Consider the following 23324-nt stretch of genomic DNA (forward strand, 5'->3'; position numbering starts at 1 on the left):
GGCTAGGGAAGCGGTGGACCGGCCGCCATGAGGCGTGCTGGCCGGTCGGGGGTGGGGATGGCCCTACCCCTCGTGCCGGTACGCCGTCCCACGGTTAGTGTCGCCGGGTGACCACCGTTGCCGACGTCGTCGCCGCGCAGGCCGACCAGTGGCTCGACCAGCTCGTCGAGTGGCTGCGGATCCCGAGCCAGTCCGGCGACCCCGCGCTCGCCGGTGAGGTGCGGCGCAGCGCCGAGTGGCTCGCCGCCGCGCTGCGCTCGGCCGGGTTCCCCACCGTGGAGCTGTGGGAGACGCCGGGGCTGCCCTCCGTCTACGCGGAGTGGCCGGCCGACGACCCGGACGCTCCCGTCGCGCTCGTCTACGCGCACCACGACGTGCAGCCGGTCGAGCCGCTCGAGCAGTGGGTGCGCCCGCCCTACGAGCCGCGCGTCGAGGGCGACCGGCTCTACGCCCGCGGCGTCGCGGACGACAAGGGCCACGTCGCCATGCACCTGCTCGGCCTGCGCGCGCACCTGGAGGCCGGCGGCCGCAGCGCTCCCGCCGTCACGCTCAAGCTGCTCGTCGAGGGCGAGGAGGAGTCGGGCTCGCCGCACTTCCCGGCCCTGCTGGCCGCGCAGCGCGAGCGCCTGGCCTGCGACGTGGTGGTCGTCTCCGACACCGGCATGTGGGCCGAGGACGTGCCCTCGACCGTGATCGGGCTGCGCGGGATGCTCTACCTGCACCTCGACCTGGTCGCGCGCGACGTCGACCTGCACTCCGGCTCGTTCGGCGGCGCGGTGCTGAACCCCGCCACGGCTGTGGCCCGCATCCTCGGCCGGCTCCACGACGACGACGGCCGCGTCGCCGTGCCGGGCTTCTACGACGGCGTCGTCGACCCCAGCGACGAGGAGCGCGCGCTCATCGCGTCGCTGCCCTTCGACGAGCAGGAGTGGCTGGCGAACGCCCACTCCCGCGTCGCCTCCGGCGAGGCCGGCTGGACGACGCTCGAACGGGTGTGGTGCCGGCCGACCGCCGAGGTCAACGGATTCTGGGGCGGCCACGTCGGCGCCGGCAGCAAGACGATCGTGCCGCGCGAGGCCCACGCCCACGTGTCGTTCCGCATCGTCGCCGGCCAGGAGCCCGCGAAGGTTCGCGAGGCCGTCGAGGCCTGGCTGGCCGACTGCGCCCCGTCGGGCGCGCAGCTCTCGCTCGAGTGGGAGGGCGACGGCGTACGCGCCTGCTCCACCTCCCTCGACGCGCCGGCCCTGCAGGCGCTGCACCGCGCGATGGAGACCGCGTTCGGGGTGCCGGTGCGCGTGACGCGCGAGGGCGGCTCGGGGCCCGAGGCCGACATCCAGGAGGCGCTCGGCGTGCCGCTCGTCTACCTCGGCGCGACGCTGCCCGACGCCGGCTGCCACGCCCCCAACGAGAACGCCCACATCCCCACGCTGCTCAAGGGCGCGCAGTCCGCGGCGCACCTCTGGGACGAGCTGGCGGCGCTCGGCGCCGAGACCGTCCGCAGGGAGCACGCGTGAGCCTCGGCGAGCTGGCGCTCTCGCGCTCCGGGATCGACCGCGCGGCCGAGCTGCGCACCCGGCCTGAGGAGCTCGAGCTGCGGTGGAAGGACCCGGGCAGCCGGGTGCTGCGCGTCTACCCGGGCGGCCGGTTCGTCGTGCACGACGACGCGCTGGTCCTGGAGTCCGCCCTCGACGCGCCGCCGGAGCGCCGGGTGTTCCTCGGCCTCGACCCGGAGGACACCGCGTACTTCGCCCTGCTGCCCGTCGGCGAGCACGCGCCCGAGGGTGCGGTGACGCTGCGCGAGGTCGGCACCCTGCTGGCCGCCCGCGACGTCGGGCTGGCGGTGAACGCCGTCGCGCTCGCCAACTGGCACGCCACCCACACCCACTGCCCGCGCTGCGGCGCGGCGACCGAGGTGACCGACGGCGGCCACGTGCGCCACTGCCCGGTCGACGGCACACAGCACTACCCCCGCACGGACTCCGCGGTCATCATGGCGATCGTCGACGCCGACGACCGGCTGCTGCTGGGCCGGCAGGCGTCCTGGCCGGAGGGCCGGTTCAGCACGCTGGCCGGGTTCGTCGAGCCGGGCGAGAGCCTCGAGCAGGCCGTGCGCCGCGAGGTCGCCGAGGAGGTCGGCGTCACCGTCGGTGAGGTCACCTACCTCGGCAGCCAGGCCTGGCCGTTCCCCGCCAGCCTGATGCTCGGCTTCACCGGCCGGGCGCTGACCACCGAGCTGCGCGCCGACGAGGTCGAGATCGCGCAGGCCCGGTGGGTCAGCCGCGAGGAGTTCGGCCGCGAGACCGCCGCGGGCACCCTGCGCCTGCCGCCCGCGGTCTCCATCGCCCGGCGGCTGATCGAGCACTGGTACGGCGCCGAGCTGCCCGCCGAGGGCACCTGGCGCTGAGGCGCTCCTCCCGGGGCGTCAGCCCCGCGCCTGCCGGACTATCAGGCCGGTGGCCCGTGCTGCCGAAGCACCGGGCATGAGCACCCGCACCCGCCTCGTCGCCGCGCTGGTGCCGGCGCTGGTGGCCGTCCCGGTGGCGGCACCGGCAGCCCTGGCAGCCGGCTCCGGGCACACCGCCCACCGGACGCCGCACCGCACCGCCGTCCCGCGCTGCCTGGGGCACGCGGCCACCCTGGTGGTGACCCGCACCTCGCCCGCGACGGTCCGGGGCACCGCCCGCCGCGACGTCATCGTGGTCACCGGCGGGCGGCACACCGTCTGGGCGCTCGCCGGCGACGACCTGGTGTGCGGCGGGCCGCAGGCCGACGTCGTGCACGGCGGTCCGGGCGACGACGTCCTCGTCGGCGGCGGCGGCCGCGACACCCTGCTCGGCGAGGGCGGGCGCGACACCGTCGAGGGCGTGCGCGAGCCCGCCGCCCGGCGCGCACCGGCTGCGACGCCGCGGCCGGCCCCGTCGGCGGGCTCCGGCCGCGCGCCGGCGACCGGCACGTCCGGGACCGGCACCAGCAGCAGCCGGGTCGTGGGACCGGGCCCGGACGACAGCGGCGAGCCGCCCGAGCTGCCTGACCCGACGATCGACGACCCGGGGTCCGGCGGCACCGACGACGGCACGTCCGACGGCACTGGCGACAGCACGAGCGGCACTGACGACGCGACGTCCGAGGGCACCGACGACGGCGCCAGCGGCTGGGACGGCAGCGCGTACGACTGGCTGGACGGCGGCGGCGGCAGCGGGAGCGGCGGCGGGGCCGACGGTCCGGCAGACGCCTAGCGGGCTGTGGACGACGGCGGCAGACGCCGCGCCAGCCGTTAGCGTGGGTGGCATGCGACCCGATCTCGAGGCCCGCCTGCTCGCCCGTGCTGCGCGCTCGCAGCGGCAGGGCCGGCTGCCCTCGCTCGCCGCCGGCGTCGTGCAGGCCGGCGAGCTGACCTGGGCCGCGGGCCGCGGCACCGTCGACGGCACGCGCGAGGGAGCGGTGCCCGACGCCGACACGCAGTACCGCATCGGCTCGATCACCAAGACCTTCGTCGCCGTGCTGGTGATGCGGCTGCGCGACGAGGGACTGCTCCGCCTCGACGACCCGGTCGGCCGGCACGCGCCGGGCACTCCGGTGGGCGACGTGACCGTCGGCCAGCTGCTGGCCCACAGCGCCGGCCTGACCTCCGAGTCTCCCGGGCAGTGGTGGGAGCGCACGCCGGGCGCCGGCTTCGACGCGCTGGCGAGCTCGCTCGGGCAGGAGCACCGGGTCCACGACGCGGGCGTCCGCTTCCACTACTCCAACGTGGGCTTCGGCATCCTCGGCGCGGTCGTCGAGGCCCGGCGCGGCGCGCCCTGGGTCGACTGCGTGCGTCGCGAGGTCCTCGAGCCCCTGGGCATGACCCGCACCTCACCGATGCCCGAGCCGCCGGCCGCGACCGGGCTCGCCGTCCACCCGTGGGCCGACCTGGTGCTGCCCGAGCCGACACCTGATGCGGGCGCCATGGCACCCGCGGGGCAGCTGTGGTCGACGCTGCGCGACCTCGCCGCCTACTCGCGGGTGTTCCTGGGCCTCGCGCCGGAGGTGCTCGCGCCCGAGACGGTCGAGCAGATGGCCACCCCGGGCGTCGTCGACGCGCGGCCCAGCGGGTGGTCGGGCTACGGCCTGGGCCTCCAGGTGCACCGCACGGCGACCGGCGCGCTGCTCGTGGGGCACGGCGGGTCCATGCCGGGCTTCCTGGCCTCGTTCCTGGTCGAGCGCGAGCAGCAGACGGCCTCGCTGGTGGTGGCCAACTCGACGGTGGGGCTCGACGGCTCGATCGGGGCCGACCTGCTGGCCCTGGTCGCCGAGCACGAGCCCTACGTCGCCCCGGCGTGGCGGCCGGCGACCGAGGTCGCAGCAGCCGACCTCGAGATCGCGGGGCCGTGGTACTGGGGCGTCACGCCGCTCGCCGTGCGCCTGACCGGCCCCGACACGCTCGACCTCCTCACGCTGCAGGGCGTCGGCCGCGCCGCGCGCTTCCGCCGCAGGGGCGAGGAGTGGGTGGGGATCGACGGCTACTACGCGGGAGAGGCGCTGCGGGTCGTCCGCGGCGCCGACGGCTCGGTCACCTCGCTCGACATCGCGACGTTCGTGCTCACGCGCGCGCCCTACGACCCGCCCGAGCTCCAGCCCGGCGGCGTGGAGCCGCCGGGCTGGCGCACGGTCTAGGAGCCGGTCAGACGCCGGCGAGGCGCGACTGCACGTCGCGCAGGCTGGGGTTCGTCATGGCGCTGCCGTCGGGGAACACCACGGTCGGCACGGTGCGGTTGCCGCCGTTGACCTTCTCGACCAGTGCCGCCGACGCGGGGTCCTGCTCGATGTCGACCTCGGAGTAGGCGACGCCGGCGCGGTCCATCGCGGACTTCAGCCGGCGGCAGTAGCCGCACCACGTCGTCGAGTACATGACGACCGCGTTGCTGCCCGTCGGACTGGTCGACTCGCTCGTCATCGCTGCTCCTCGCGTCGGCGTGCGGCCGCGTCCCGGCCGCCCTGTGCACAACCGCGTGCACCCTGCGAATGCTTCCCCAGGCCGGGCACCGCATGCTCCCGCGGGGTGCGCGCGCCTGAGACGATGGGGCCGTGCGACCGACACCTGACGAGATCCTCGAGGGCCTCGACCCCGAGCAGCGCCAGGTGGCGCTGGCCCTCACCGGTCCGGTCGTCGTGCTGGCCGGGGCGGGCACGGGCAAGACCCGCGCGATCACCTCGCGCATCGCCTACGGCGTCGCGTCGGGCGTCTACGTGCCGCAGTCGGTGCTGGCCGTGACCTTCACCGCGCGGGCAGCGGGGGAGATGCGCAGCCGGCTGCGCGGGCTGGGCGCCGAGGGCGTGCAGGCGCGCACGTTCCACAGCGCCGCCCTGCGCCAGCTGCAGTACTTCTGGCCGCGCGCCGTCGGGGGCGAGCTGCCGACCATCGCGGCGCACAAGGCGCCGCTCGTGGCGGAGGCGGCCTCCCGCCTGCGCTTCCCCACCGACCGCAGCGCGGTGCGCGACCTCTCGGCCGAGGTCGAGTGGGCCAAGGTCTCGCAGGTCAGTGCCGAGGACTACCCGGCCGCCGCCGCGCGGGCCGGACGGGTGCCGCCGGCCGGGCTCGACGCCGCGAGCACCGCCCGGCTGCTCTCCACCTACGACGAGGCGAAGCGGGCCCGGGGGTTGATCGACTTCGAGGACGTCCTCGTGCTCATGGTCGGCCTGCTCGCCGACGACCGCACGGTCGCCGACGCAGTCCGCAGGCAGTACTCCCGCTTCGTCGTCGACGAGTACCAGGACGTCAACCCGCTCCAGCAGAGCCTGCTCGACCTCTGGCTCGGCGGGCGCGACGAGGTGTGCGTCGTGGGGGACCCCAGCCAGACGATCTACTCGTTCACCGGGGCCAGCCCTGAGCACCTCATGGGCTTCCGCCGCCGCCACCCGCACGCCACCGAGGTACGCCTGGTGCGCGACTACCGCTCGACGCCGCAGGTCGTCGCGGCGGCCAACGCGGTGCTCTCGCGCGCCACCGGACCGAAGGACCAGCGGCTCCAGCTCGTCGCCCAGCGCCCGGCCGGGCCGGAGGTGCGCTACCTCGAGCACGCCGACGAGGCGGCCGAGGCCGACGCCGTCGCCCGGGAAGCCGCGCGGCTGGTGGCGTCGGGGCTGCGTGCCAGCGAGATCGCCGTGCTGTTCCGCACCAACGCGCAGAGCGAGGCCTACGAGTCCGCGCTCGCCGAGGCCTCGGTGCCCTACGTCCTGCGCGGCGGGGAGCGGTTCTTCGAGCGGCGCGAGGTGCGCGAGGCGCACCTGCTGCTGCGCGGCGCGGCACGCTCCGGCTCGGGCGCAGACCCTGCGGGAGAGGCCGCCCGGGCCGTGCTGTCGAGCACCGGCTGGTCGAGCGAGGCGCCCCGCGGGGCGGGCGCGGTGCGCGAGCGGTGGGAGTCGCTGTCCGCCATCGTGCGGCTCGCCGACGAGCTCCCGGGGGGAGCGACCCTCGACGCCCTCGTCGTCGAGCTCGACGAGCGCGCGTCGGCCCAGCACGCGCCGACCGTCGAGGGCGTCACTCTCGCCTCGCTCCACGCCGCCAAGGGCCTCGAGTGGGACGCCGTCTTCGTCGTCGGACTGGTCGAGGGGCTGCTGCCCATCAGCTTCGCCGACACCCCCGAGGCGGTCGAGGAGGAGCGCCGGCTGCTCTACGTCGGGCTGACCCGTGCCCGGGAGCACCTCGTGCTCTCGTGGTCGCGGGCGCGGGGGCGGCGCCCGTCGCGCTTCCTCGACGGCCTGCGCCCGGAGACCCGCTCGGCCTCCACCGGCGCCGGCGGCAGCGGCAGCGGGCGCCGGGCCCTCGCGACCACGTGCTCGAGCTGCGGGCGCCCGCTCGGCTCGCCGGCCGAGCGCAAGACCGGGCGCTGCGACGACTGCCCGCCCGCCTACGACGAGGCCGTCTTCGAGCGGCTGCGCGCCTGGCGCGCGGCGCAGGCCAAGGAGCAGTCGCTGCCCGCCTACGTCGTCTTCACGGACGCCACCCTGGCCCAGATCGCCGAGGCGCTGCCGGCCGACGAGCGCGCGATGTCGCGAGTTTCCGGTGTGGGCGCAACAAAACTGGCGAAGTACGGCGCTGACGTGCTCGCCATCGTGCGCGGCGCCGAGCCCAGCGAGATCTCCCGCTAAATAGGGTTGCCCGCGTCACACCCGCGGCGCTACCGTCTTCTCACGCGCCGGGGAGCATCCCCGGACGCCCCGGAGCGGGAAGGCAGGTGGATCCAGTGCTGACGATGCTGACGACGTCGATCTCGCAGACGCGCACGCTCGTGGTCCACGGTGCCGCGCCCGTGCACGTAGCGGCCCCGGTGCAGGTCCCTGCCGCCGCGGTCGCGAACCTCTGCATGCCCGTGGCTGCCGGCGCAGCTGCGCGCGTCGCCACCGGTCCCTTCGCGGGCACCGATGCGGCCGCAGTAGCCACGTCGAAGCAGCGCTGGGTCTCCCCCCGAGTGCTGGGTCCCACGCCCTGGAAACCTCCGGCTTGACCACCGGACGGCGCCTCCAGGGCCGCGGAACCCCTCACCGGGATCCGCGGCCCTTTTGTTTGCTCGCAAGGGCAGCACCTGCCGAGGTGGATCTCCTCTCCACCGCTGAGAAGTCCACCGACGCACCGTCAACAGTCCAAGACCCGAGGTAGGAGGCACCGTGCAACTGCTGGAGCTATCGATGTCGATAGGGGTTGTCGACGACAACATCCCCTGTCGCGCCGACGACCCGGAGCTGTTCTTCGCCGAGTCGCCCCAGGACGTCGAGCAGGCCAAGGCCCTGTGCCGCACCTGCCCGCTGCGTGACGAGTGCCTCGAAGGGGCGCTCGAGCGTCAGGAGCCGTGGGGCGTCTGGGGCGGCGAGCTGTTCGTCCAGGGCGTGATCGTGGCGCGCAAGCGTCCGCGGGGACGTCCGCGCAAGACCGAGGTGGCCGCCTGATGCTCAGCTGCCTCACCGCGCTCACGGCCAGCGCGCCCACCACGCTGGACCACTCGGGCCGCCCGGTCATGCCACTGCACACCACTGTGGCCCGGTCGCCCGCACCCACCATCCGCACCACGATCCGGAGCACCGAGATGTTGCTGCTCAACGAAGCACTCGCACGCGCAGAGCATGCGCGGCGCCTCGACGAGGCGCAGGCCGGCCGCACCCGCCGCCGGCTGCTCGCCGAGGCTCGCACCTACCGCCTCCAGCGGCGCACGCCCGCCGGCTGAGGCAAGCACGGTCGTACCGCTCGGCGTCGTCACCTGCGCCGGGCGGTACGGCGCCTGCCCCGGGTTCGTCAGTGACGGGCCCGCTTCGCCTTGCGCGCACCCATGACGGCAACGGCTGCCGTGCCGAGGCACATCAGCAGCAGCACGAGCCCCACCGCGAGCAGGAACTCCATGACACCCACGATCCGCACACCCCTACGTTCTCGATCACTGTCCGTCTACGTCGTACGGCGGGCCCTGGCCGCCGCGCTCCTCGAGGCGCGACCGCGCCGCTAGGCCGACTTCTTCGCCGCCGTCTTCTTCGCCGGTGCCTTCTTGGCAGCGGTCGAAGCGGTGGCGGCCTTCTTCGTCGCGGTCTTCTTCGCCGCCGCGGTGGACCCGGTCGTGGTGGACTTCGTCGTGGTGGACTTCGCTGCCGCCCTGGCCGGGGCCTTCTTGGCAGCGGCCGTGCTCTTCGCCGGCGCCTTCGTCGCGGCGGCGGCCGTCTTCGTCGTCCCGCCGCCCGAGCTCGACGGCGACGCGGCCCGGGCGGCGGGCGCGGTCGCGGTGTCGGTGCCCGCGCGGCGCGACTGCGCGGCCTCGACGCTCGCGCGCAGCGCGGCCATCAGGTCGACGACCTGGCCGCCGCTGTCCTCGGGCTCCTCGGTCTCGGGCACCTCGCGCCCGTTGACCTTGGCCTCGACGAGCTGCTCGAGCGCCACGCGGTAGTCGTCGGTGAAGCCCGACGGGTCGAAGTCGCCCGACAGCGTCTCGATGTAGGACTGGGCCATCGCGACCTCCTGGTCGCGGACCGTGACTTCCTGCTCGGGCGCGAAGGGCGCGGCGTCGCGCACCTCGTCGGGCCACAGCATGGTCTGGACGAGCAGGGCGCCGTCCTTCGGGCGCATCACCGCGAGCGACTCGCGGTTGCGCAGCGCCACCTTGACCAGCGCCGCCCGGCCGGCACCCTCCAGCGCGTCGCGCAGCAGGACGTAGGGCTTGGTGCCGGGCCCCTCGGCCGAGAGGTAGTAGGGCTTGGAGAGGTAGACGCCGTCGACCTGCTCGAGCGGCACGAACTGCAGCACGTCGATGACGCGCTTGGTCGCGAGCGGAAGGGCGCTGAAGTCCTCGTCGGTGAGCACGATGGTGTCGCCGTCGGGCAGCTCGTAGCCCTTGACGATGTCGCGGTAGGCGACCTCCTCGCCGTCGACCGAGCACACGCGCTTGTACTTGATGCGCCCGCCGTCGGCGTCGTGGACCTGTCGGAAGGACACGCCCTTCTCCTCGGTGGCGGCGTAGAGCCGCACCGGGATCGACACGAGCCCGAACGACACCGTGCCCTTCCAGATGGCCTGCATGCGGCACAGTGTTCCCGATCTTCGGCCGCAGGGAAACTCTGCATGCCGGACGCGCGAGCCGGGGAGTGGGACGACATGGCCGCCACGAAGACGCCGGTCGAGGTCGACGGACGCCGGTTGATGCTCTCGAACCTCGACAAGGTGATGTACCCGGCGACGGGCTTCACCAAGGGCGAGGTCATCGACTACTACGCGCGGGTCGCGCCCGTGCTGCTCCCGCACCTGACCGGACGGCCCGCGACGCGCAAGCGCTACCCCGACGGCGTCGAAGGCGGCGACTTCTTCGAGAAGAACGCGCCGAAGCACACGCCCGACTGGGTGCGCACTGTCACGCTCGACTCGCCGGGCAGCACGAAGGGCCGCGAGACCATCGACTACGTCGTGGTCGAGGGGCTGGCCACGCTGGTCTGGCTGGCGAACCTCGCCGCCCTGGAGCTGCACGTGCCGCAGTGGACCGTGGGCCCGCGCGGCGGCGTGCGCGGTGCCGACCTCGTGGTGCTCGACCTCGACCCGGGCCCGCCGGCGACGGTCGTCGAGTGCAGCGAGGTGGCCCAGCTCATCCGCACCACGCTGGTCCGGCCCGAGTGGGGCGGTCTCGAGGTGTGGGCCAAGACCAGCGGCTCCAAGGGCATGCAGCTGTGCGTGCCGGTCGCGACGACGCCGTGGGAGCGCACGCACGCCTTCGCCCGCGCGCTGGCCGAGCACCTGGAGCGCGAGCGCCCCGACCTGGTCGTCTCGCGCATGACGAAGGCGCTGCGTCCGGGCAAGGTGCTCATCGACTGGAGCCAGAACAACGGCTCGAAGACCACGGTTGCGCCCTACTCGCTGCGCGCCCGGGAGGCGCCGACCGTCTCGACGCCGGTGACGTGGGACGAGGTGGCCGCGTGCCGCGCCCCGGAGGACCTGCGATTCACCGCGCCGGACGTGCTCGCGCGGGTCGACGAGCTCGGGGACCTGCTCGCCCCTCTGCTCGAGCGCCGCCAGCGGCTACTGGACCCACCGGCACCCGCACAGGGGGTGCGCTGACCAGCTGCGCCGGCGCAGCAGGCCGTGGGGCAAGGAGTACTCCAGCGCCCCGTCGCGCGCGGGCCCGTCCCTCGCGCCGTCGAGGTTGGCCAGGACCTGGGCGGCGGCAGCGGCGCTCCCGAGCGCGGCCAGCGCCGTGTCGCAGGGCTCGACGTCGGGTCCGCCGGCCATAAGCTGGGCCACCAGCACCGGCCAGCCGGGGTCGCGGTCGCGCCGGTGCAGGTCGAGGCAGCGCAGGCAGCTCGTGACGCCCGGCACCACCAGCGGCCCCACGACCGCCACGGTCTCCCGCACGCCGGCCAGCAGGTGGGGCACCCCGGCGCGCACCAGCGCGTCGACGGTGCGCTGGTCGGGCCGTCCGGCGCCGGCCAGCACCGCCAGGTCGGGGGAGGCCCGGGCGGCGGGACGCTCCGCTAGCGGGGTGTCCGCCGCCGCCGCGATCTCCGCCGCGCGCCCGCGCGGCATGCCCACGGCCGCTGCAGGCAGGCCCAGCGGCGAGACGTCGGCGGCGCCGGCACGGGCGGGGTCCTCGACGGTCACCCGGCCCACTCCGGACGCCGCGAGCAGCCGGGCCACGCCCGCACCGACCCGCCCGGCGCCGTGGACCTCGACCCAGCGGCGGCTGCGCGCCTCGAGCAGCGCGGTCGCGCCGTCCGTGCGGGCGGGGTGGAGCAGCGAGAGGCTGGCGAGGTCGGGGGCCAGCCGGGCGCGTACGTCGCCCCGCCACCCGGCCAGCGGGGCAGCGCGCGCACCGAGGTCGTCGAGCGCCCCGGCCCGCAGCAGCAGCGCCAGCAGCGCCCGGGCGCGCTCGGGCACCAGCCCGGCCCGTGCGGCCGAGCGCTCGAGGTCGACGGTGTCGAGCGAGCCGTCGAGACCGCTCAGCAGCGCGCGCTCGGCGGGCTCCAGGCCCTGCACGACGACGGCCCGCTCGGGGTCGACGCCGAGCTGCACGCTGCCCGGGTCGCGCCAGAGCAGGTGCAGGGCGGTCTTGAGGACGGGGTGCACCCGGTCAGCGTGGACCACCCGAGCCGGGCGCCGCGGTCGTCGTCCACAGGCCTGGGGAACGCACGAGGGCGGCTCCCCCTCAGGGGAGCCGCCCTCGAGGACGTACGGGGTGGATCAGGCCTTGCCGAGGATGCGGTTGAGCTTGGTGCCGCAGACGGGGCAGATGCCCTGCGCCATGCGACGGCCCGACTCGCTCACCTTGACCTCGCCGGTGAACTCGCGCTTCTCCTTGCACTTGACGCAGTACGCGTCGCCGCTGTAGCTCTCGGCCATGGGGGTCTCCTTCTTCGTCGACGGGAGCTGGCGGTTCCACCACGGGGCGCTCCGAGGCGTCACCCTACGACACGCGCGGCCGGGCCTGCCTGCGCCGCGCCGCTCCGGCGGCTCCGGCGGCCGTCCCCACCCTGTGGACAGAGCTGGGGAGAACCTGGGGACGCGACGGTGGAGAACCCCGCGCGCAGGGGGTGCGGCGCGGTAGCGTCCGGTCATGAGCGCGGAGGCCTCACCCACCGGACTGAGCGTCGAGGTGCGGCGCAGCGCCCGCCGCAGACGCACCGTCTCGGCCTACCGCGAGGGCGACACGGTCGTCGTCCTGGTGCCCGCCGGCCTCCCGAGCGCGCAGGAGCAGCGCTGGGTGCGGACCATGCTCGAGCGCCTCGACCTGCAGGAGCAGCGGCGCAGCCCCTCCGACGACGCCCTGCACGAGCGCGCCGCCGACCTCTCCCGCCGCTTCCTCGGCGGGCTCGCCCGCCCGCAGTCGGTGCGCTGGGTCGAGAACCAGGGCAGCCGCTGGGGCTCGTGCACGCCCACCGACGGCTCGATCCGGCTGTCCGCGCGGCTGCGCGGGGTGCCGACCTGGGTCATCGACTACGTGCTGCTGCACGAGCTGGCCCACCTGCTCGAGCCGGGCCACGGCCCAGCCTTCTGGACGCTGCTCGAGGGGTACCCCCGCACGCAGCGCGCGAGGGGCTTCCTGGAGGGCATCGACTTCGTCACGCAGGCCGGCCAGCCCGGGACGGCCGACCTCGACCCGCCCGGGCCCTCGCTGAGCTGACGGCGCGGCGCAGATCGGCCGCCGTTCGCCCGCCGTCCACGTGGTCGGGGTTGACCCCGCTGCGGCGCACCGTGAGACTCCCCGGACACCGACTCCCCGGGGGATCCCATGCGGCAGACGCTCGCTGCCTTCTGCACTGCGGTCGCGCTGACGTGCGCCGGCCTCTCGGTCACGCCAGCCACCGCCTCGGCTGCGCCGGCCGCCGACCCCGGTCCGGCGGCACCGCCGGTCCAGGTCCGGACCTACCAGTTCCCGGGTCTCGGCGGCGGCCTCAGCCACTACGTGGACTACAACTCGGTGCGCGACTTCGTCGGGTGGTCCGAGCTCCCCAACGGGCTGCGCCACGCGACGCTGTGGCGGGACTCGCGCGTCGTCGACCTCGCGCCCCGGTCCATCGAGTCCTACGCGACTGCCATCGCCGAGAACGGCGACATCAGCCTCTGGGCCGACTTCGGGCAGGGTCTGCGCCACTACCGGTGGCGCAGCGGCGGGCTCACCCGCACGACCCCGCCGAAGACGCCGGCCCCACCCGTCCCGCCTGTGCGGCCGCCAGGCACCGTCGCGACCAACGAGCACGGGGACGCCGTCGTCCGTGACGCCGCGTCCCAGCGGCTCTACCTCGTGCGCGCCGGCAGCAGCGCGCGCACCGAGGTCGTGGTCCCGGGCGTGGCACCCGCGACCATCAAGGGCGTCCTGCTGGCCGAGGACCGGGCCGTCGCCGTGAGCGTGCCCGGCGGGACCGTGGACTGCGAGCACGACGTCGCTCCGCCGTCGCGGTTCTTCGTCTGGCGGGCAGGCAAGGTCTCAGCGGTGCCCGTGAGTGACGGCCTCGCGCGCTCCACGACGGTGGTGCTGCGTGCATGGACGCCGGCCGGCGACCTGCTCCTGCAGAGCGACTACCCGTGCTTCGACGGACAGGCCGACTCCGTCGCGCTGGCGGTCTGGGACGGGACCTCGACGCACGACCTCGGCAGTGCCGGGGTCCGGGAGATCTTCGTCAACGCGCAGGGTGTCGTCGCCGTCCACGACGAGGCGGACCAGGCGCCTGCCCGCGACCGGGTCGAGGTCTGGTCCCACGGCTCGCTGACGCAGGTCGCCGGCCCCTTCAGCGACGGCCGCGGCTTCCGCCTGGTGGCCCTGGGCGCCCACGGCGAGCTGGTGGTCCAGGGCTCGTTGCTCGAGGTCTACCGCCAGGGCGCCTGGATCCCACTCTCCGCGCCGGAGGGCTCTGCCTCCGAGTTCCCCGACTTCGCCTCTCTCGACGGCCACCTGGTCACCGCGGGTGCCCAGTGGCGTTCTCCGGACGGCATCCTGTCCAGCACCGACATCGCCTGGGAGCTCCTGTCGGTCGTGGTGAGCCGGACGCTGCCCTCGCTGGGCGCCTCGTGGACGACCACGCCGACGCTCATCAGCCCGTCAGGGCGTGTCGTGGCGGGCACCGCCACCAAGCCCTACCCGGACGACCGCGTGCACGCCGTCGTCTGGATCGACGGCCGGATCACCGACGTGACCGTCTCCGCCCCCGTGGCCGACGTGGACGAGGTCACCGACGCCGGCGACGTGCTGGGACGGGTGGGGACCCACACGGGCACGGTGCCCTCGCGACCGTTCCGCTGGCACCGGGGCACCCTGACCTACCTCGACGGCCCGGGCGTGCTGGCCTACAACTCGCTCGGCGGGACCGTCCGGTCCACCTCCAGCGGAGTCGCCTTCGTCGACCCGGGCGGTGCGAGCCACCCCATCACCGTGCCCGGGCACGTCGTCCGCCCCACGGCGCACTTCGAGGTGAACGACGCGGGCACCGTCGCCTTCGACGTGCCCGGAGCGACGGTCGACTGCGGCGAGCGGAAGGCCGTCGCCACCGAGGTGTGGACCTGGCACGGAGGCAGGGCGGTACGCGCCTCGACCAACCACCGGCTGGGCGCGCAGCAGCGGGTCCTCTCCCTGAACCGGCGTGACGACCTGCTGCTCGCCGGGACCGACCCGTGCGCACCGGTGACCGACGCGCCGGTACTGCGCATCGGGCTCTCGGACGACACGGGGGTGCACCTGCTCGGCAGCGAGTACGCGGTCGACGCCGGCCGCGACGACCTCGACGACGAGGGCGACGCCCTGGTGGTGTCCAGCTCTCTGTTCGCGAACAGCCCGCTCGTCTGGGCAGGTGGCCGTGAGACGCGGCTCGGCCTGCGCAGTCCCTTCCGCGGCCCGCGGCTGGGTGCGGGTGGTCAGGTGGTCGCCGAGGTCTTCGAGGTCCCCAGCCCTCCCGTGTGGACGGCCGGCACCTACGTCGCGATGCCCTCCAGCGGCGGCGTCGACTCGGTCGCCACCGCGGTGAGCCGGAGCGGCGTCATCGCGGGGTGGCGCTACACCCGAGTGCAGTTGCCCAACGGCTCCTTCGAGATCACCCAGGTCACGCCCACGCTCTTCACGCTCAGGTAGGGCCCTCCGCCACGAGCTGCAGGACGGCACCGACCCGGCGAGCGGGGCGCCCGGGTCGGGACCGGTCAGTCCAGCTGCAGCGCCGCGCCGACCAGCGCGCGCACGGAGGCGTCCACGCCCTCGGGCAGCGCGTCGGGCGCGAACCACCGCAGGTCGATGGACTCCTCGCTGATCACCTCGACGGCGCCGGCGGGCGCGGTGGCGAGCCACTGCACGTCGAGGTGGGCGACCGAGCTGCCCGGCCCGGCGCAGGGGACGTGGTGGAGGTCGAGCCGGAGGGGCGAGTCGCTGACGACCAGCCCGGCGATGCCGGACTCCTCGCTCGCCTCCCGCAGCGCGGCCTTCGCCAGGGTGGCGTCGCCCGGCTCGCAGTGGCCGCCGGTCTGCAGCCAGCGGCCGAGCCGGCGGTGCAGCGTGAGCAGCACGCGGCCCTCGGGCCCGGCCACGAGCGCGCTGGCGGTGAGGTGCCCGGGCAGGCAGCCGCGGTCGAGGCCGTCGGGGTGGGCGCGCAGGTGCTCGAGGTAGTCGCGCCGCAGCGCGTCCTGCTGCGCGTCGGGCGCCGCCCACTGCTCCAGCACGCGCACCGCGTCGGCGTGCAGCGATCCTGGGACGGGCGTCACGCGTCGCCCTCGTCGGTGGGGTCGGCCTCGTCGGCCTCAGCCGTCTGCTCGGTGGCGAGCATGGCCTCGACGGAGATGTCCTCGCCGCCGCCGCGGGCGAACGCCTGCGGGTCGTCGAGGTCGGCGCCCGAGGGCAGCAGGTCGGGGTGCGCCCAGAGCGCGTCGCGCCCGTCGGTGCCCCGCGCGTCGGTGACGGCCTGCCAGAGGGCGGCCGCGTCGCGCAGGCGACGGGGGCGCAGCTCGAGGCCGACGAGGCTGGCGAAGGTCTGCTCGGCGGGCCCGCCGGCGGCGCGGCGACGGCGTACGGTCTCGCGCAGTCCGCCGGCGTGCTTGAGGTGCGGCTCGGCGGCCGAGGCGACCACCGCGTCGACCCAGCCCTCGACCAGGGCGAGCAGCGTCTCGAGGCGGGTGAGCGCCTCCTGCTGCGCCGGGGTGGGCGCCGGGTCGAAGAGCCCCGAGCCCAGCGCCTCCTGCATCCCGGCGGGGTCGGTCGGGTCGAGCTGGCCCATGGCCGCCTCGATGGTGCCGGCGTCGACCTCGATGCCGCGCGCGTAGGCCTCGACCTCCGCGGTCAGCCGCGCCCGCAGCCACGGGGCGGAGGCGAACAGCCGCTGGTGGGCGGCCTCGCGCAGGGCCAGGTAGACGCGTACCTCGTCCTCGGGGACCTCGAGGCCCTTGCCGAAGGCGGCGATGCCCGAGGGCAGCAGGGCGGTGCGCCCGCCTTCGGCGAGCGGCACTCCGACGTCGGTGGAGCCGACGACCTCGGCGGCGAGGGCGCCGAGCGCCTGGCCCACCTGGGCGCCGAACATCGAGGCGCTCATCGAGCGGATCATGCCGGAGAGCTGGCGGGGGTCGATCGCGGGCATGCCGAGCGCCTGGAGCTGGGCGAAGCCCTCGGAGCCCTCGGCGGTGGCGCCCTCCATCGCGGAGCCCATCGCCGCGACGACGCGCTCGGCGACCGGTTCGACCAGGCTCTTCCAGACCGGGAGCGTCCGCTCGACCCACTCGGCGCGGCTCCACGCCTCGGCCCGTCCGCCGGCGGCCGGCAGCGCGGTGACGTCGTCGAGCCAGAGGTCGGCCAGGCGCAGGGCCTGCTCGACCAGGCCGCGGTCGCCGAACGAGGGCGAGGGGTCGGAGCCGGCGACCGCGGCGCGCGCGGTGTCGCGGGCGAGGTCCCAGTTGACCGGGCCGCCCGTCCACGACAGCATCTGGCCGATCTGCGCGAACGCCGCGGCCATGTCGAAGGGCTCGCCCGAGCCCGTGCCCGGCCCGAACCCGAACGGGTTGTCGCTCATGACGTCGCCCTCCGCGCTTGTCCCTGGTCGCCGGGGGAGGATGGACCCCGATGAAGCCCGATCCCGCCGCCAGCGCCTCCACCGTATCCGCGCGCCGGGTCACCGTGGGGGTCACGGGCGCGGCGGGTGCCGTGGGCTCTGCGACGGTGCGCCGGCTGGCGGCCGACCCGCGGGTCCGCAAGGTCGTCGCCATCGACGCGAGCCGTGACGGCGCCGCTCCGCTCGAGGGCGTCGAGGGAGTCGTCTGGCGCACCGCCGACGTGCACGACCCGGCGCTCGCGAGCGCCCTGGGCCGCCTCGACGCGCTGGTCCACCCCTCGCCCGACACGGGCGCGGCGTTGGCCGCGGCGACCGTGCTGACCGCCGCGGCCGCCTCCCGGGTGGCCCGCGTGGTGCTGGTCACCAGTGCCGCGGTCTACGGCGCGCTGCCCGACAACCCGGTGCCGCTCGACGAGGACGGTCCGCTGCGCGCGCAGCCCGACGCCCATGAGGTGCGCGAGCTGCTCGAGGTCGAGGCGCTGGCCGAGCGGTCGCGCGGCACCCACCCGGGGCTCTCCGTGACTGTCGTGCGGCCCGCTGCGCTGGTCGGGCCGGGGGTCGAGACCAGCGTGGCCGGGCACTTCAGCGCTCCCCGGCTGCTGGTCGTGCGGGGCACCGAGCCGCGGTGGCAGTTCTGCCACGTCGACGACCTGGCCGACGCGCTCCTGCTCGCTGCGCTCGGCGCGGTCGAGGGCGTCCTGACCGTGGGGTGCGAGGGGTCGCTGAGCCAGGAGCAGGTCGAGGAGCTGTCGGGGCTGCGCCGCATCGAGCTGCCGGCCGCGCTGGCCTTCGGCACCGCCGAGCGGCTGCACCGGCTGGGCGTCGTGCCCGGGCCGGCGGCCGACCTGTCCTACGTCGTGCACCCGTGGGTCGTGCCTTCCGCACGGCTGCTCGCGGCCGGGTGGTCGCCGGCCTACGACAACGCGACCGCCTTCGGCCTGCTGCTCGAGGAGCTCGCCGGCGAGGGCCACCGCGCCATCCGGCGCGACGCGACGCTGGGGGCCGCAGGTGCTGCGGTTGCTGTGGTCGGCACGGCGGCGCTGGTGCGCCGCGCACGCAAGAGGAGGCGGGGATGAGCCGCGTACGGCTGACGGGGGTCCGCGACGCGCCGCTGGAGGTCGCCGAGGTGCTCGCGGCGGTCGACGACGTACGCGCCGGTGGCGTCGTCTCGTTCGTCGGCACCGTGCGCGTCTCGGACGGCGGGCGCGAGGTGACGAGCCTCGGCTACACCGCCCACCCCACCGCGCCGGCGGTGCTCGCCGAGCTGGCCGAGGAGGCGGCGGCGCGCGCGGGCGTCGTGGCGGTCGCGGTGCTGCACCGCGAGGGCGACCTCGGGCTCGGTGAGGTCGCGGTGGTGGCGGCCGTGGCGGCCGAGCACCGCGGCGAGGCGTTCGCCGCCTGCCAGCAGCTCGTCGACGAGCTCAAGGCGCGGGCTCCGATCTGGAAGCACCAGCGCTTCGCCGACGGCACCGACGAGTGGGTCGGCACGCCGTGAGCGCTCCGCGGCTACGCTGGTGGACGTGACGTCCCTCGCGTGGCTGGCGATCCCCGTGGTCGCGGTGGTGCTCGCGATCGCCTGCGTGAGCTGGCTGGGACGCACCCGGCGCCCCGCCGACGTCGCCGACACGGTGGAGAGCTACGCGCGCTTCCAGGCAGCTCTCAGCCAGGCCACGAGCCGCTCCACGGTGCGCGTCAAGGGTCCGGACGCTTCGTGACCCTGCGCCCGCGGACCGTGACCCTCACCTCGGGCGCGATCCTCATCGTCGTGCTGACCGCGCTCGCGTCGTGGCTGCCCGTGCCCTACGTCGTGCTCTCGCCGGGGCCCACGGCCAACACGCTCGGCACCGACGGCAGCAACGGCGAGGTCATCTCGATCTCCGGGCACGCGACCTACCCGACCTCCGGCCACCTGCAGCTGCTCACCGTCTCGCTGCGCGGCGGGCCGGGGCGGCGCATGGACCTCGTGACCGCGCTGCGCGCGTGGTTCGACCCGCACGACGCGGTCGTGCCGACCAAGGTCGAGTTCCCCGACAACCCGACGCCGCAGCAGGTCGAGAAGCGCAACGCCGAGGACATGGAGCTCTCGCAGAGCGCCGCCACGACCGCTGCCCTGACCCAGCTCGGAATCCCGATCGAGCGCGACATCGTCGTGAAGTCGATCCAGGAGGGCGCGCCCGCGCTGGGCACGCTCAAGGCGGGCGACGTCGTGCGCTCCGTCGACGGCAAGCCGGCCTCGACGCCCGAGTCGGTGAGCTCTGCGATCCAGGCACACACCCCGGGCGACCCGGTCTCGATGACGGTCGAGCGGGGCGGCAAGACCCTGACCCTGCAGGTGCCGACGGCGGCCAACGAGCAGGGCAAGGCCCGCATCGGCGTCGAGCAGGCGGTGCGCCAGACCTACCCGTTCCAGGTCAAGATCGGCCTGCAGGACGTCGGCGGCCCGAGCGCCGGCATGATGTTCGCCCTCGGCATCATCGACAAGCTGACGCCGGGCGAGCTCACCGGCGGCCAGTTCGTCGCCGGCACGGGCACGATCGACGACTCCGGCAAGGTCGGGCCGATCGGCGGCATCCAGCAGAAGCTCGCCGGTGCCCGCGCCGCGGGAGCGCGCTGGTTCCTCGCGCCCGCCGACAACTGCGGGGAGACCCACGGTGTCGTGCCGAAGGGCCTGCGGGTGGTGAAGGTCTCGACGCTGAAGGAGGCCTACGCCGACGTGACGGCGATCGGCCAGGGGAAGGCCGCGGCCCTCCCCACCTGCTGAGCTCGCCGCCTGCGCAGGGAGGGCTGCTCAGTCCGCCAGCGTGGCGGCGAGCGCCTCGGCGAGCGCCGGCACGAGGTCCGGACCTCGCAGGACCTCCTCCTCGTGCGCCCGCATCCGCAGCACGCACGCGCGTGGGCCGTCGCGCAGCACCGCCACGGCGACGCGCACCTCCTGGCGCTGGGGGTGGCTCGAGAGCCAGTCGAGCGCCTCCTGCTCGTCGCCCGGCATGCCGGCCTCCGCCTCGGGCGGCAGGACCAGGCGCTCGACGACCAGTGCCGCGCCGAGGACGCCCTCGGGCCAGCCGATGCCGGCGAGCAGCTCGTCGAGGGTGTCGTGCTCGGGCAGGTCCTCCTGCTCGACCGGTGTCAGCGCCTCGGGGTCGGCCGGGCCCAGCTGCACGGCGAGCGCCGGCTCGGCGGCGAGCAGCTCGGCGGTGGGGACGAGGGCGAACAGCCGGGGCGGCGCGTCCCAGCCGTCAGCGGCGACGTGCTGCTCGACCTCGAGGGCGGCGGTCTCGAGGGCGGCGAGGCGGGCGGCATCCATGGCCGCGAGTCTGGCAGAAGCGGAACTCCCAGGGTCGCTCGGTAAGTTGACGGACGTGAGCTTCTCCATGCCCCGAGATCCGGGGCGCGCGCCCCGGATCGCCCTGCCCCGTCGCGGCAGGGTGCTGGTGCCGACGCTGGTCATCCTCGTGGTGCTCGGGGTGGGCTTCGCCCTCTTCTCCACCTTCTACACAGAGCTGCTGTGGTACCGCTCGGTCGACGCCTCGGGCGTCTTCACCCGGCGCATCGGCGTGCACGTCGGGCTCTTCGTGGTCTTCGGCGGACTGCTCGGCGGCGCGGTGGCGGGCAACACGTACCTCGCCCACCGCCTGCGGCCCACCTACATCCCCGGCTCGGCCGAGCAGCAGAGCCTCGACCGTTACCGCATGGGCATCGAGCCGCTGCGCAAGGTCGCCGTCATCGCGCTGGGGGTGGTCCTCGGGCTGCTCGCCGGCCTGTCGGCGTCGTCGCACTGGAAGACCTACCTGCTCTGGCGCAACGGCACGCCGTTCGGCAAGAAGGACCCGCAGTTCGGCAAGGACATCTCGTTCTTCGTCTTCGACCTGCCGTGGATCCGCTTCGTGCTGAGCTTCGCGTTCACGCTGGTCGTGCTGTGCCTGCTCGCCTCGGCGCTCACGCACTACCTCTACGGCGGGGTGCGCCTGCAGGGCTTCGGCGACCGCACCACCGACGCCGCGCGCGTGCACCTCAGCGTGCTGCTGGGTCTGTTCGTGCTGCTCAAGGCGGTCGCCTACTACATCGACCGCTACTCCCTCGCCGTGCGCGAGAGCAAGGTCGGGCGGGCCGACTTCACCGGCCTGACCTACACCGACATCAACGCGCTGCTGCCGGCCAAGACGATCCTCGCGTGGGTCGCGCTGATCTGCGCGGTGCTGTTCTTCGCCAACGTCGTGCGCCGCACCTGGCTGCTGCCGGCGCTCGGCCTCGGCTCGCTGGTGATCGCCGCGGTGCTGATCGGCGGTCTCTACCCGGCGGTCTACCAGCAGTTCCGCGTGAAGCCGAGCGAGGCCGACCGCGAGGCCGCGCAGATCACCAAGAACATCCAGCAGACGCGCGCGGCCTACGGCCTCGACGCGGTCAAGGTGCAGGGGTACGCCGCTCAGCGCGCCGCCGACGTGCAGACCGCAGCGGCGTCCCCGACCCTGGCCAGCAGCCGCCTGATCGACCCCTACGTCGTCTCGCCGACGTTCACCGCGCGCCAGCAGGGCCAGACCTGGTACGAGTTCCCCGACCCGCTCGACATCGACCGCTACACGATCGACGGGAAGGAGACCGAGGTCGCCGTCGCCGTCCGCGAGGTCGACACCAGCAAGCTCAACGCCTCGCAGCGCAACTGGACCAACGAGCGCACGGTCTACACCCACGGCTACGGCTTCGTCGCCGCGGCCACGGACAACCCCAACACCGAGGGCGAGCCGAGCTTCCTGTCCTCCGACAGCTTCGGGAAGTTCGAGCCGCGCGTCTACTTCGGCGAGGAGTCGCCGGACTACTCGATCGTCGGCGCGCCCAAGGGCGCCCAGCCGGTCGAGGCCGACGACCCGAGCGGGTCCTCGCGCAGCAACACCTACCAGGGCGGCGGCGGGGTGGAGGTCGGCTCACTGTTCCACCGGGTGCTCTACGCGACGAAGTACCGCGACAGCAACCTGCTGCTGTCCAACCGCGTCAACTCCTCGTCGCGCATCCTCTACGACCGCGAGCCGCGCGACCGGGTCGAGAAGGTCGCTCCGTGGCTGACGGTCGACGGCGACCCGTATCCCGCTGTCGTCGGCGGGCGCATCGTCTGGATCGTCGACGGCTACACGACCTCGTCGTCGTACCCCTACTCCACGCGGCAGAAGCTGGGCGAGGCCACGGCCGACGCGGTCACCCAGACCTCCAGCGTCGTCGCGCAGCAGGACGACCGGCGGGTCAACTACATCCGCAACTCGGTGAAGGCGACGGTCGACGCCTACACCGGTCAGGTCACGCTCTACCAGTGGGACACCAGCGACCCGGTGCTCAAGGCCTGGCGCAAGGCGTTCCCCGGCACCGTGCACCCGCGCGCCGACCTCGACAAGAACACCGAGCTGCTCGCGCACGTGCGCTACCCCGAGGACCTGTTCAAGGTGCAGCGCGAGCTCTACACGCGCTACCACGTCAGCGACCCGCGGGTCTTCTACAGCAACAACGACTTCTGGAAGATCCCGCAGGACCCGACCGGTGACGTCAAGCAGGACCTGCCGCCCTACTACCTGACGCTGCAGATGCCCGGTACGAGCGAGTCCACCTTCTCGCTGACGACGCCCTTCTCGCCGATCGGCAACCGGGAGAACCTCACCGGCTTCATGTCGGTCGACAGCGACGCGACCGACCCCGACTCCTACGGGACGCTGCGGGTGCTCACGATCCCGGCCGCCTCGGCGCAGATCAACGGCCCGCAGCTGGCGCAGAGCGCCTTCAAGAGCAACACCGCCATCGCCCAGCAGATCAGCCTGCTGCAGCGGGGCGGTGCCTCCGAAGTGGTCTACGGCAACCTGCTCACCCTGCCTGCAGGCCGCGGGTTCCTCTACGTCGAGCCGATCTACGTGCGGCCCACGGCCGGCACGGCGAGGTTCCCGACGCTGCAGCTGGTGCTCGTCTCCGACGGCATCAACGCGGCCTACGGCAACTCGCTCGCGGCCGCGCTGACCGAGCTCGAGCGCGGAGGTGGTACGCCGTCGTCCGGCGACACGTCCGGCTCCGGCACGGCGCCGCAGACGAGCGCCACGCCGAGCCCGTCGGCGAGCACGGGCGCCACGCCCACGCCCGGCACCGGGACGCTGGCCGCGACGATCGCCGACGCCGAGGCAGCCTTCCAGGCGGGGCAGAGAGCCTTGCGGGACGGCGACTTCACGGCCTACGGCGAGGCGCAGAAGCGTCTCCAAGCGGCCATCGAGCGGCTGGCCCAGCTGAGCCCGAAGCCGACTCCCACGGGCTGATTTGGCTTCGCCCCGCGTCTCGCATATGCT

General features: G+C 74.6%; 22 protein-coding genes. 15 read left to right on the top strand and 7 right to left on the bottom strand.

What is annotated here, in order from left to right; all coding sequences use genetic code 11:
* Nucleotides 1-107: 107 nt before the first annotated feature.
* The 4 genes from CLV35_RS13650 (at nucleotide 108) to CLV35_RS13665 (ending at nucleotide 4653) form a co-directional block, all read left to right on the top strand.
* A complete protein-coding gene (locus tag CLV35_RS13650; RefSeq protein ID WP_121194052.1) occupies nucleotides 108-1514 on the top strand; it encodes a M20/M25/M40 family metallo-hydrolase in 1407 nt (468 codons plus the stop codon).
* Nucleotides 1511-2404, top strand: a complete 894-nt coding sequence (nudC, locus tag CLV35_RS13655) for an NAD(+) diphosphatase (RefSeq protein ID WP_121194053.1) — start codon at nucleotides 1511-1513, stop codon at nucleotides 2402-2404. The genes CLV35_RS13650 and nudC overlap by 4 nt, the downstream gene beginning before the upstream one ends.
* A 76-nt stretch (nucleotides 2405-2480) precedes the next feature.
* The gene (locus CLV35_RS13660; RefSeq protein WP_121194054.1) at nucleotides 2481-3236 is read left to right on the top strand and encodes a hypothetical protein; all 756 of its coding nucleotides are present in this window, start codon (nucleotides 2481-2483) and stop codon (nucleotides 3234-3236) included.
* Between the two features lie 52 nt (nucleotides 3237-3288).
* The gene (locus tag CLV35_RS13665) at nucleotides 3289-4653 is read left to right on the top strand and encodes a serine hydrolase domain-containing protein (RefSeq protein ID WP_121194326.1); all 1365 of its coding nucleotides are present in this window, start codon (nucleotides 3289-3291) and stop codon (nucleotides 4651-4653) included.
* 7 nt (nucleotides 4654-4660) lie between these two features.
* Here the strand turns inward: CLV35_RS13665 and CLV35_RS13670 are convergent, their stop codons facing one another.
* Complete coding sequence (locus tag CLV35_RS13670) at nucleotides 4661-4933, bottom strand: mycoredoxin (protein WP_183061974.1); 273 nt, start codon at nucleotides 4931-4933, stop codon at nucleotides 4661-4663.
* A gap of 131 nt (nucleotides 4934-5064) precedes the next feature.
* Between CLV35_RS13670 and CLV35_RS13675 the strand changes: the two genes are divergently transcribed.
* From CLV35_RS13675 to CLV35_RS13690, 3 genes are all read left to right on the top strand, one after another.
* Nucleotides 5065-7128, top strand: coding sequence for an ATP-dependent DNA helicase UvrD2 (locus tag CLV35_RS13675; protein WP_121194055.1), 2064 nt, complete (start codon nucleotides 5065-5067; stop codon nucleotides 7126-7128).
* Between the two features lie 537 nt (nucleotides 7129-7665).
* Nucleotides 7666-7923: a WhiB family transcriptional regulator gene (locus tag CLV35_RS13685; protein ID WP_121194328.1), complete on the top strand. Its 258-nt coding sequence runs from the start codon at nucleotides 7666-7668 to the stop codon at nucleotides 7921-7923.
* Nucleotides 7923-8198 carry a hypothetical protein gene (locus CLV35_RS13690; RefSeq protein ID WP_121194057.1) on the top strand — a complete coding sequence of 92 codons (276 nt, stop codon included), beginning with the start codon at nucleotides 7923-7925 and terminating at the stop codon, nucleotides 8196-8198. The genes CLV35_RS13685 and CLV35_RS13690 overlap by 1 nt, the downstream gene beginning before the upstream one ends.
* 272 nt (nucleotides 8199-8470) lie before the next feature.
* On the opposite strand, the gene ku is transcribed toward CLV35_RS13690, so the two are convergent.
* Nucleotides 8471-9535 carry a non-homologous end joining protein Ku gene (ku, locus tag CLV35_RS13695; protein WP_121194058.1) on the bottom strand — a complete coding sequence of 355 codons (1065 nt, stop codon included), beginning with the start codon at nucleotides 9533-9535 and terminating at the stop codon, nucleotides 8471-8473.
* A 75-nt stretch (nucleotides 9536-9610) separates the two neighbouring features.
* Between ku and ligD the strand changes: the two genes are divergently transcribed.
* The gene (gene ligD / locus CLV35_RS13700; RefSeq protein ID WP_121194059.1) at nucleotides 9611-10561 is read left to right on the top strand and encodes a non-homologous end-joining DNA ligase; all 951 of its coding nucleotides are present in this window, start codon (nucleotides 9611-9613) and stop codon (nucleotides 10559-10561) included.
* Here the strand turns inward: ligD and CLV35_RS13705 are convergent.
* Both CLV35_RS13705 and CLV35_RS20125 read right to left on the bottom strand, forming a co-directional pair.
* A complete protein-coding gene (locus CLV35_RS13705; protein ID WP_121194329.1) occupies nucleotides 10523-11566 on the bottom strand; it encodes a hypothetical protein in 1044 nt (347 codons plus the stop codon). The genes ligD and CLV35_RS13705 overlap by 39 nt on opposite strands.
* A 114-nt stretch (nucleotides 11567-11680) precedes the next feature.
* Nucleotides 11681-11839 (bottom strand): DUF5679 domain-containing protein, encoded by a 159-nt coding sequence (locus CLV35_RS20125; RefSeq protein WP_183061975.1) that lies wholly within the window; start codon nucleotides 11837-11839, stop codon nucleotides 11681-11683.
* A 214-nt stretch (nucleotides 11840-12053) separates the two neighbouring features.
* Here CLV35_RS20125 and CLV35_RS13710 point away from each other — a divergent pair, with 214 nt between their 5' ends.
* Nucleotides 12054-12620 carry a M48 metallopeptidase family protein gene (locus CLV35_RS13710; RefSeq protein WP_121194060.1) on the top strand — a complete coding sequence of 189 codons (567 nt, stop codon included), beginning with the start codon at nucleotides 12054-12056 and terminating at the stop codon, nucleotides 12618-12620.
* A gap of 108 nt (nucleotides 12621-12728) precedes the next feature.
* Nucleotides 12729-15059, top strand: coding sequence for a hypothetical protein (locus tag CLV35_RS13715; protein ID WP_121194061.1), 2331 nt, complete (start codon nucleotides 12729-12731; stop codon nucleotides 15057-15059).
* A gap of 65 nt (nucleotides 15060-15124) precedes the next feature.
* Here the strand turns inward: CLV35_RS13715 and CLV35_RS13720 are convergent, their stop codons facing one another.
* Nucleotides 15125-15679 (bottom strand): NUDIX hydrolase, encoded by a 555-nt coding sequence (locus CLV35_RS13720; RefSeq protein WP_121194062.1) that lies wholly within the window; start codon nucleotides 15677-15679, stop codon nucleotides 15125-15127.
* Complete coding sequence (locus CLV35_RS13725; RefSeq protein ID WP_121194063.1) at nucleotides 15676-16974, bottom strand: zinc-dependent metalloprotease; 1299 nt, start codon at nucleotides 16972-16974, stop codon at nucleotides 15676-15678. Before CLV35_RS13725 ends, CLV35_RS13720 begins: the two co-directional genes overlap by 4 nt.
* 50 nt (nucleotides 16975-17024) lie before the next feature.
* Between CLV35_RS13725 and CLV35_RS13730 the strand changes: the two genes are divergently transcribed.
* Genes CLV35_RS13730 through CLV35_RS13745 form a run of 4 tightly spaced genes read left to right on the top strand, consistent with a single transcriptional unit; the run spans nucleotide 17025 to nucleotide 19774 of the window.
* Nucleotides 17025-18089, top strand: coding sequence for an NAD-dependent epimerase/dehydratase family protein (locus tag CLV35_RS13730; protein ID WP_121194064.1), 1065 nt, complete (start codon nucleotides 17025-17027; stop codon nucleotides 18087-18089).
* Nucleotides 18086-18508, top strand: coding sequence for a molybdenum cofactor biosynthesis protein MoaE (locus CLV35_RS13735; protein WP_121194065.1), 423 nt, complete (start codon nucleotides 18086-18088; stop codon nucleotides 18506-18508). The genes CLV35_RS13730 and CLV35_RS13735 overlap by 4 nt, the downstream gene beginning before the upstream one ends.
* 25 nt (nucleotides 18509-18533) lie before the next feature.
* Entirely contained in the window at nucleotides 18534-18728 is a 195-nt protein-coding gene (locus CLV35_RS13740; RefSeq protein ID WP_121194066.1) for a hypothetical protein, read from the top strand.
* Nucleotides 18729-18745: 17 nt separating this feature from the next.
* The gene (locus tag CLV35_RS13745) at nucleotides 18746-19774 is read left to right on the top strand and encodes a YlbL family protein (RefSeq protein WP_231121806.1); all 1029 of its coding nucleotides are present in this window, start codon (nucleotides 18746-18748) and stop codon (nucleotides 19772-19774) included.
* 27 nt (nucleotides 19775-19801) lie between these two features.
* On the opposite strand, the gene CLV35_RS13750 is transcribed toward CLV35_RS13745, so the two are convergent.
* A complete protein-coding gene (locus CLV35_RS13750) occupies nucleotides 19802-20317 on the bottom strand; it encodes a PPA1309 family protein (protein ID WP_121194067.1) in 516 nt (171 codons plus the stop codon).
* A gap of 55 nt (nucleotides 20318-20372) precedes the next feature.
* On the opposite strand from CLV35_RS13750, the gene CLV35_RS13755 reads away from it, so the two are divergent.
* Nucleotides 20373-23294, top strand: coding sequence for a UPF0182 family membrane protein (locus tag CLV35_RS13755; protein WP_231121807.1), 2922 nt, complete (start codon nucleotides 20373-20375; stop codon nucleotides 23292-23294).
* Nucleotides 23295-23324 lie beyond the last annotated feature (30 nt).

This window comes from Motilibacter peucedani, assembly GCF_003634695.1.
Classification (GTDB): domain Bacteria; phylum Actinomycetota; class Actinomycetes; order Motilibacterales; family Motilibacteraceae; genus Motilibacter; species Motilibacter peucedani.

What these genes read in the sequence shown, in the direction of transcription:
- CLV35_RS13660 (WP_121194054.1), top strand. Translation starts at nt 2,481, where the DNA reads ATGAGCACCCGCACCCGCCTCGTCGCCGCGCTGGTGCCGGCGCTGGTG.
- CLV35_RS13665 (WP_121194326.1), top strand. Translation starts at nt 3,289, where the DNA reads ATGCGACCCGATCTCGAGGCCCGCCTGCTCGCCCGTGCTGCGCGCTCG.
- CLV35_RS13670 (WP_183061974.1), bottom strand. Translation starts at nt 4,933, where the DNA reads ATGACGAGCGAGTCGACCAGTCCGACGGGCAGCAACGCGGTCGTCATG.
- CLV35_RS13685 (WP_121194328.1), top strand. Translation starts at nt 7,666, where the DNA reads ATGTCGATAGGGGTTGTCGACGACAACATCCCCTGTCGCGCCGACGAC.
- CLV35_RS13690 (WP_121194057.1), top strand. Translation starts at nt 7,923, where the DNA reads ATGCTCAGCTGCCTCACCGCGCTCACGGCCAGCGCGCCCACCACGCTG.
- ku (WP_121194058.1), bottom strand. Translation starts at nt 9,535, where the DNA reads ATGCAGGCCATCTGGAAGGGCACGGTGTCGTTCGGGCTCGTGTCGATC.
- ligD (WP_121194059.1), top strand. Translation starts at nt 9,611, where the DNA reads ATGGCCGCCACGAAGACGCCGGTCGAGGTCGACGGACGCCGGTTGATG.
- CLV35_RS20125 (WP_183061975.1), bottom strand. Translation starts at nt 11,839, where the DNA reads ATGGCCGAGAGCTACAGCGGCGACGCGTACTGCGTCAAGTGCAAGGAG.
- CLV35_RS13710 (WP_121194060.1), top strand. Translation starts at nt 12,054, where the DNA reads ATGAGCGCGGAGGCCTCACCCACCGGACTGAGCGTCGAGGTGCGGCGC.
- CLV35_RS13715 (WP_121194061.1), top strand. Translation starts at nt 12,729, where the DNA reads ATGCGGCAGACGCTCGCTGCCTTCTGCACTGCGGTCGCGCTGACGTGC.
- CLV35_RS13725 (WP_121194063.1), bottom strand. Translation starts at nt 16,974, where the DNA reads ATGAGCGACAACCCGTTCGGGTTCGGGCCGGGCACGGGCTCGGGCGAG.
- CLV35_RS13730 (WP_121194064.1), top strand. Translation starts at nt 17,025, where the DNA reads ATGAAGCCCGATCCCGCCGCCAGCGCCTCCACCGTATCCGCGCGCCGG.
- CLV35_RS13735 (WP_121194065.1), top strand. Translation starts at nt 18,086, where the DNA reads ATGAGCCGCGTACGGCTGACGGGGGTCCGCGACGCGCCGCTGGAGGTC.
- CLV35_RS13750 (WP_121194067.1), bottom strand. Translation starts at nt 20,317, where the DNA reads ATGGATGCCGCCCGCCTCGCCGCCCTCGAGACCGCCGCCCTCGAGGTC.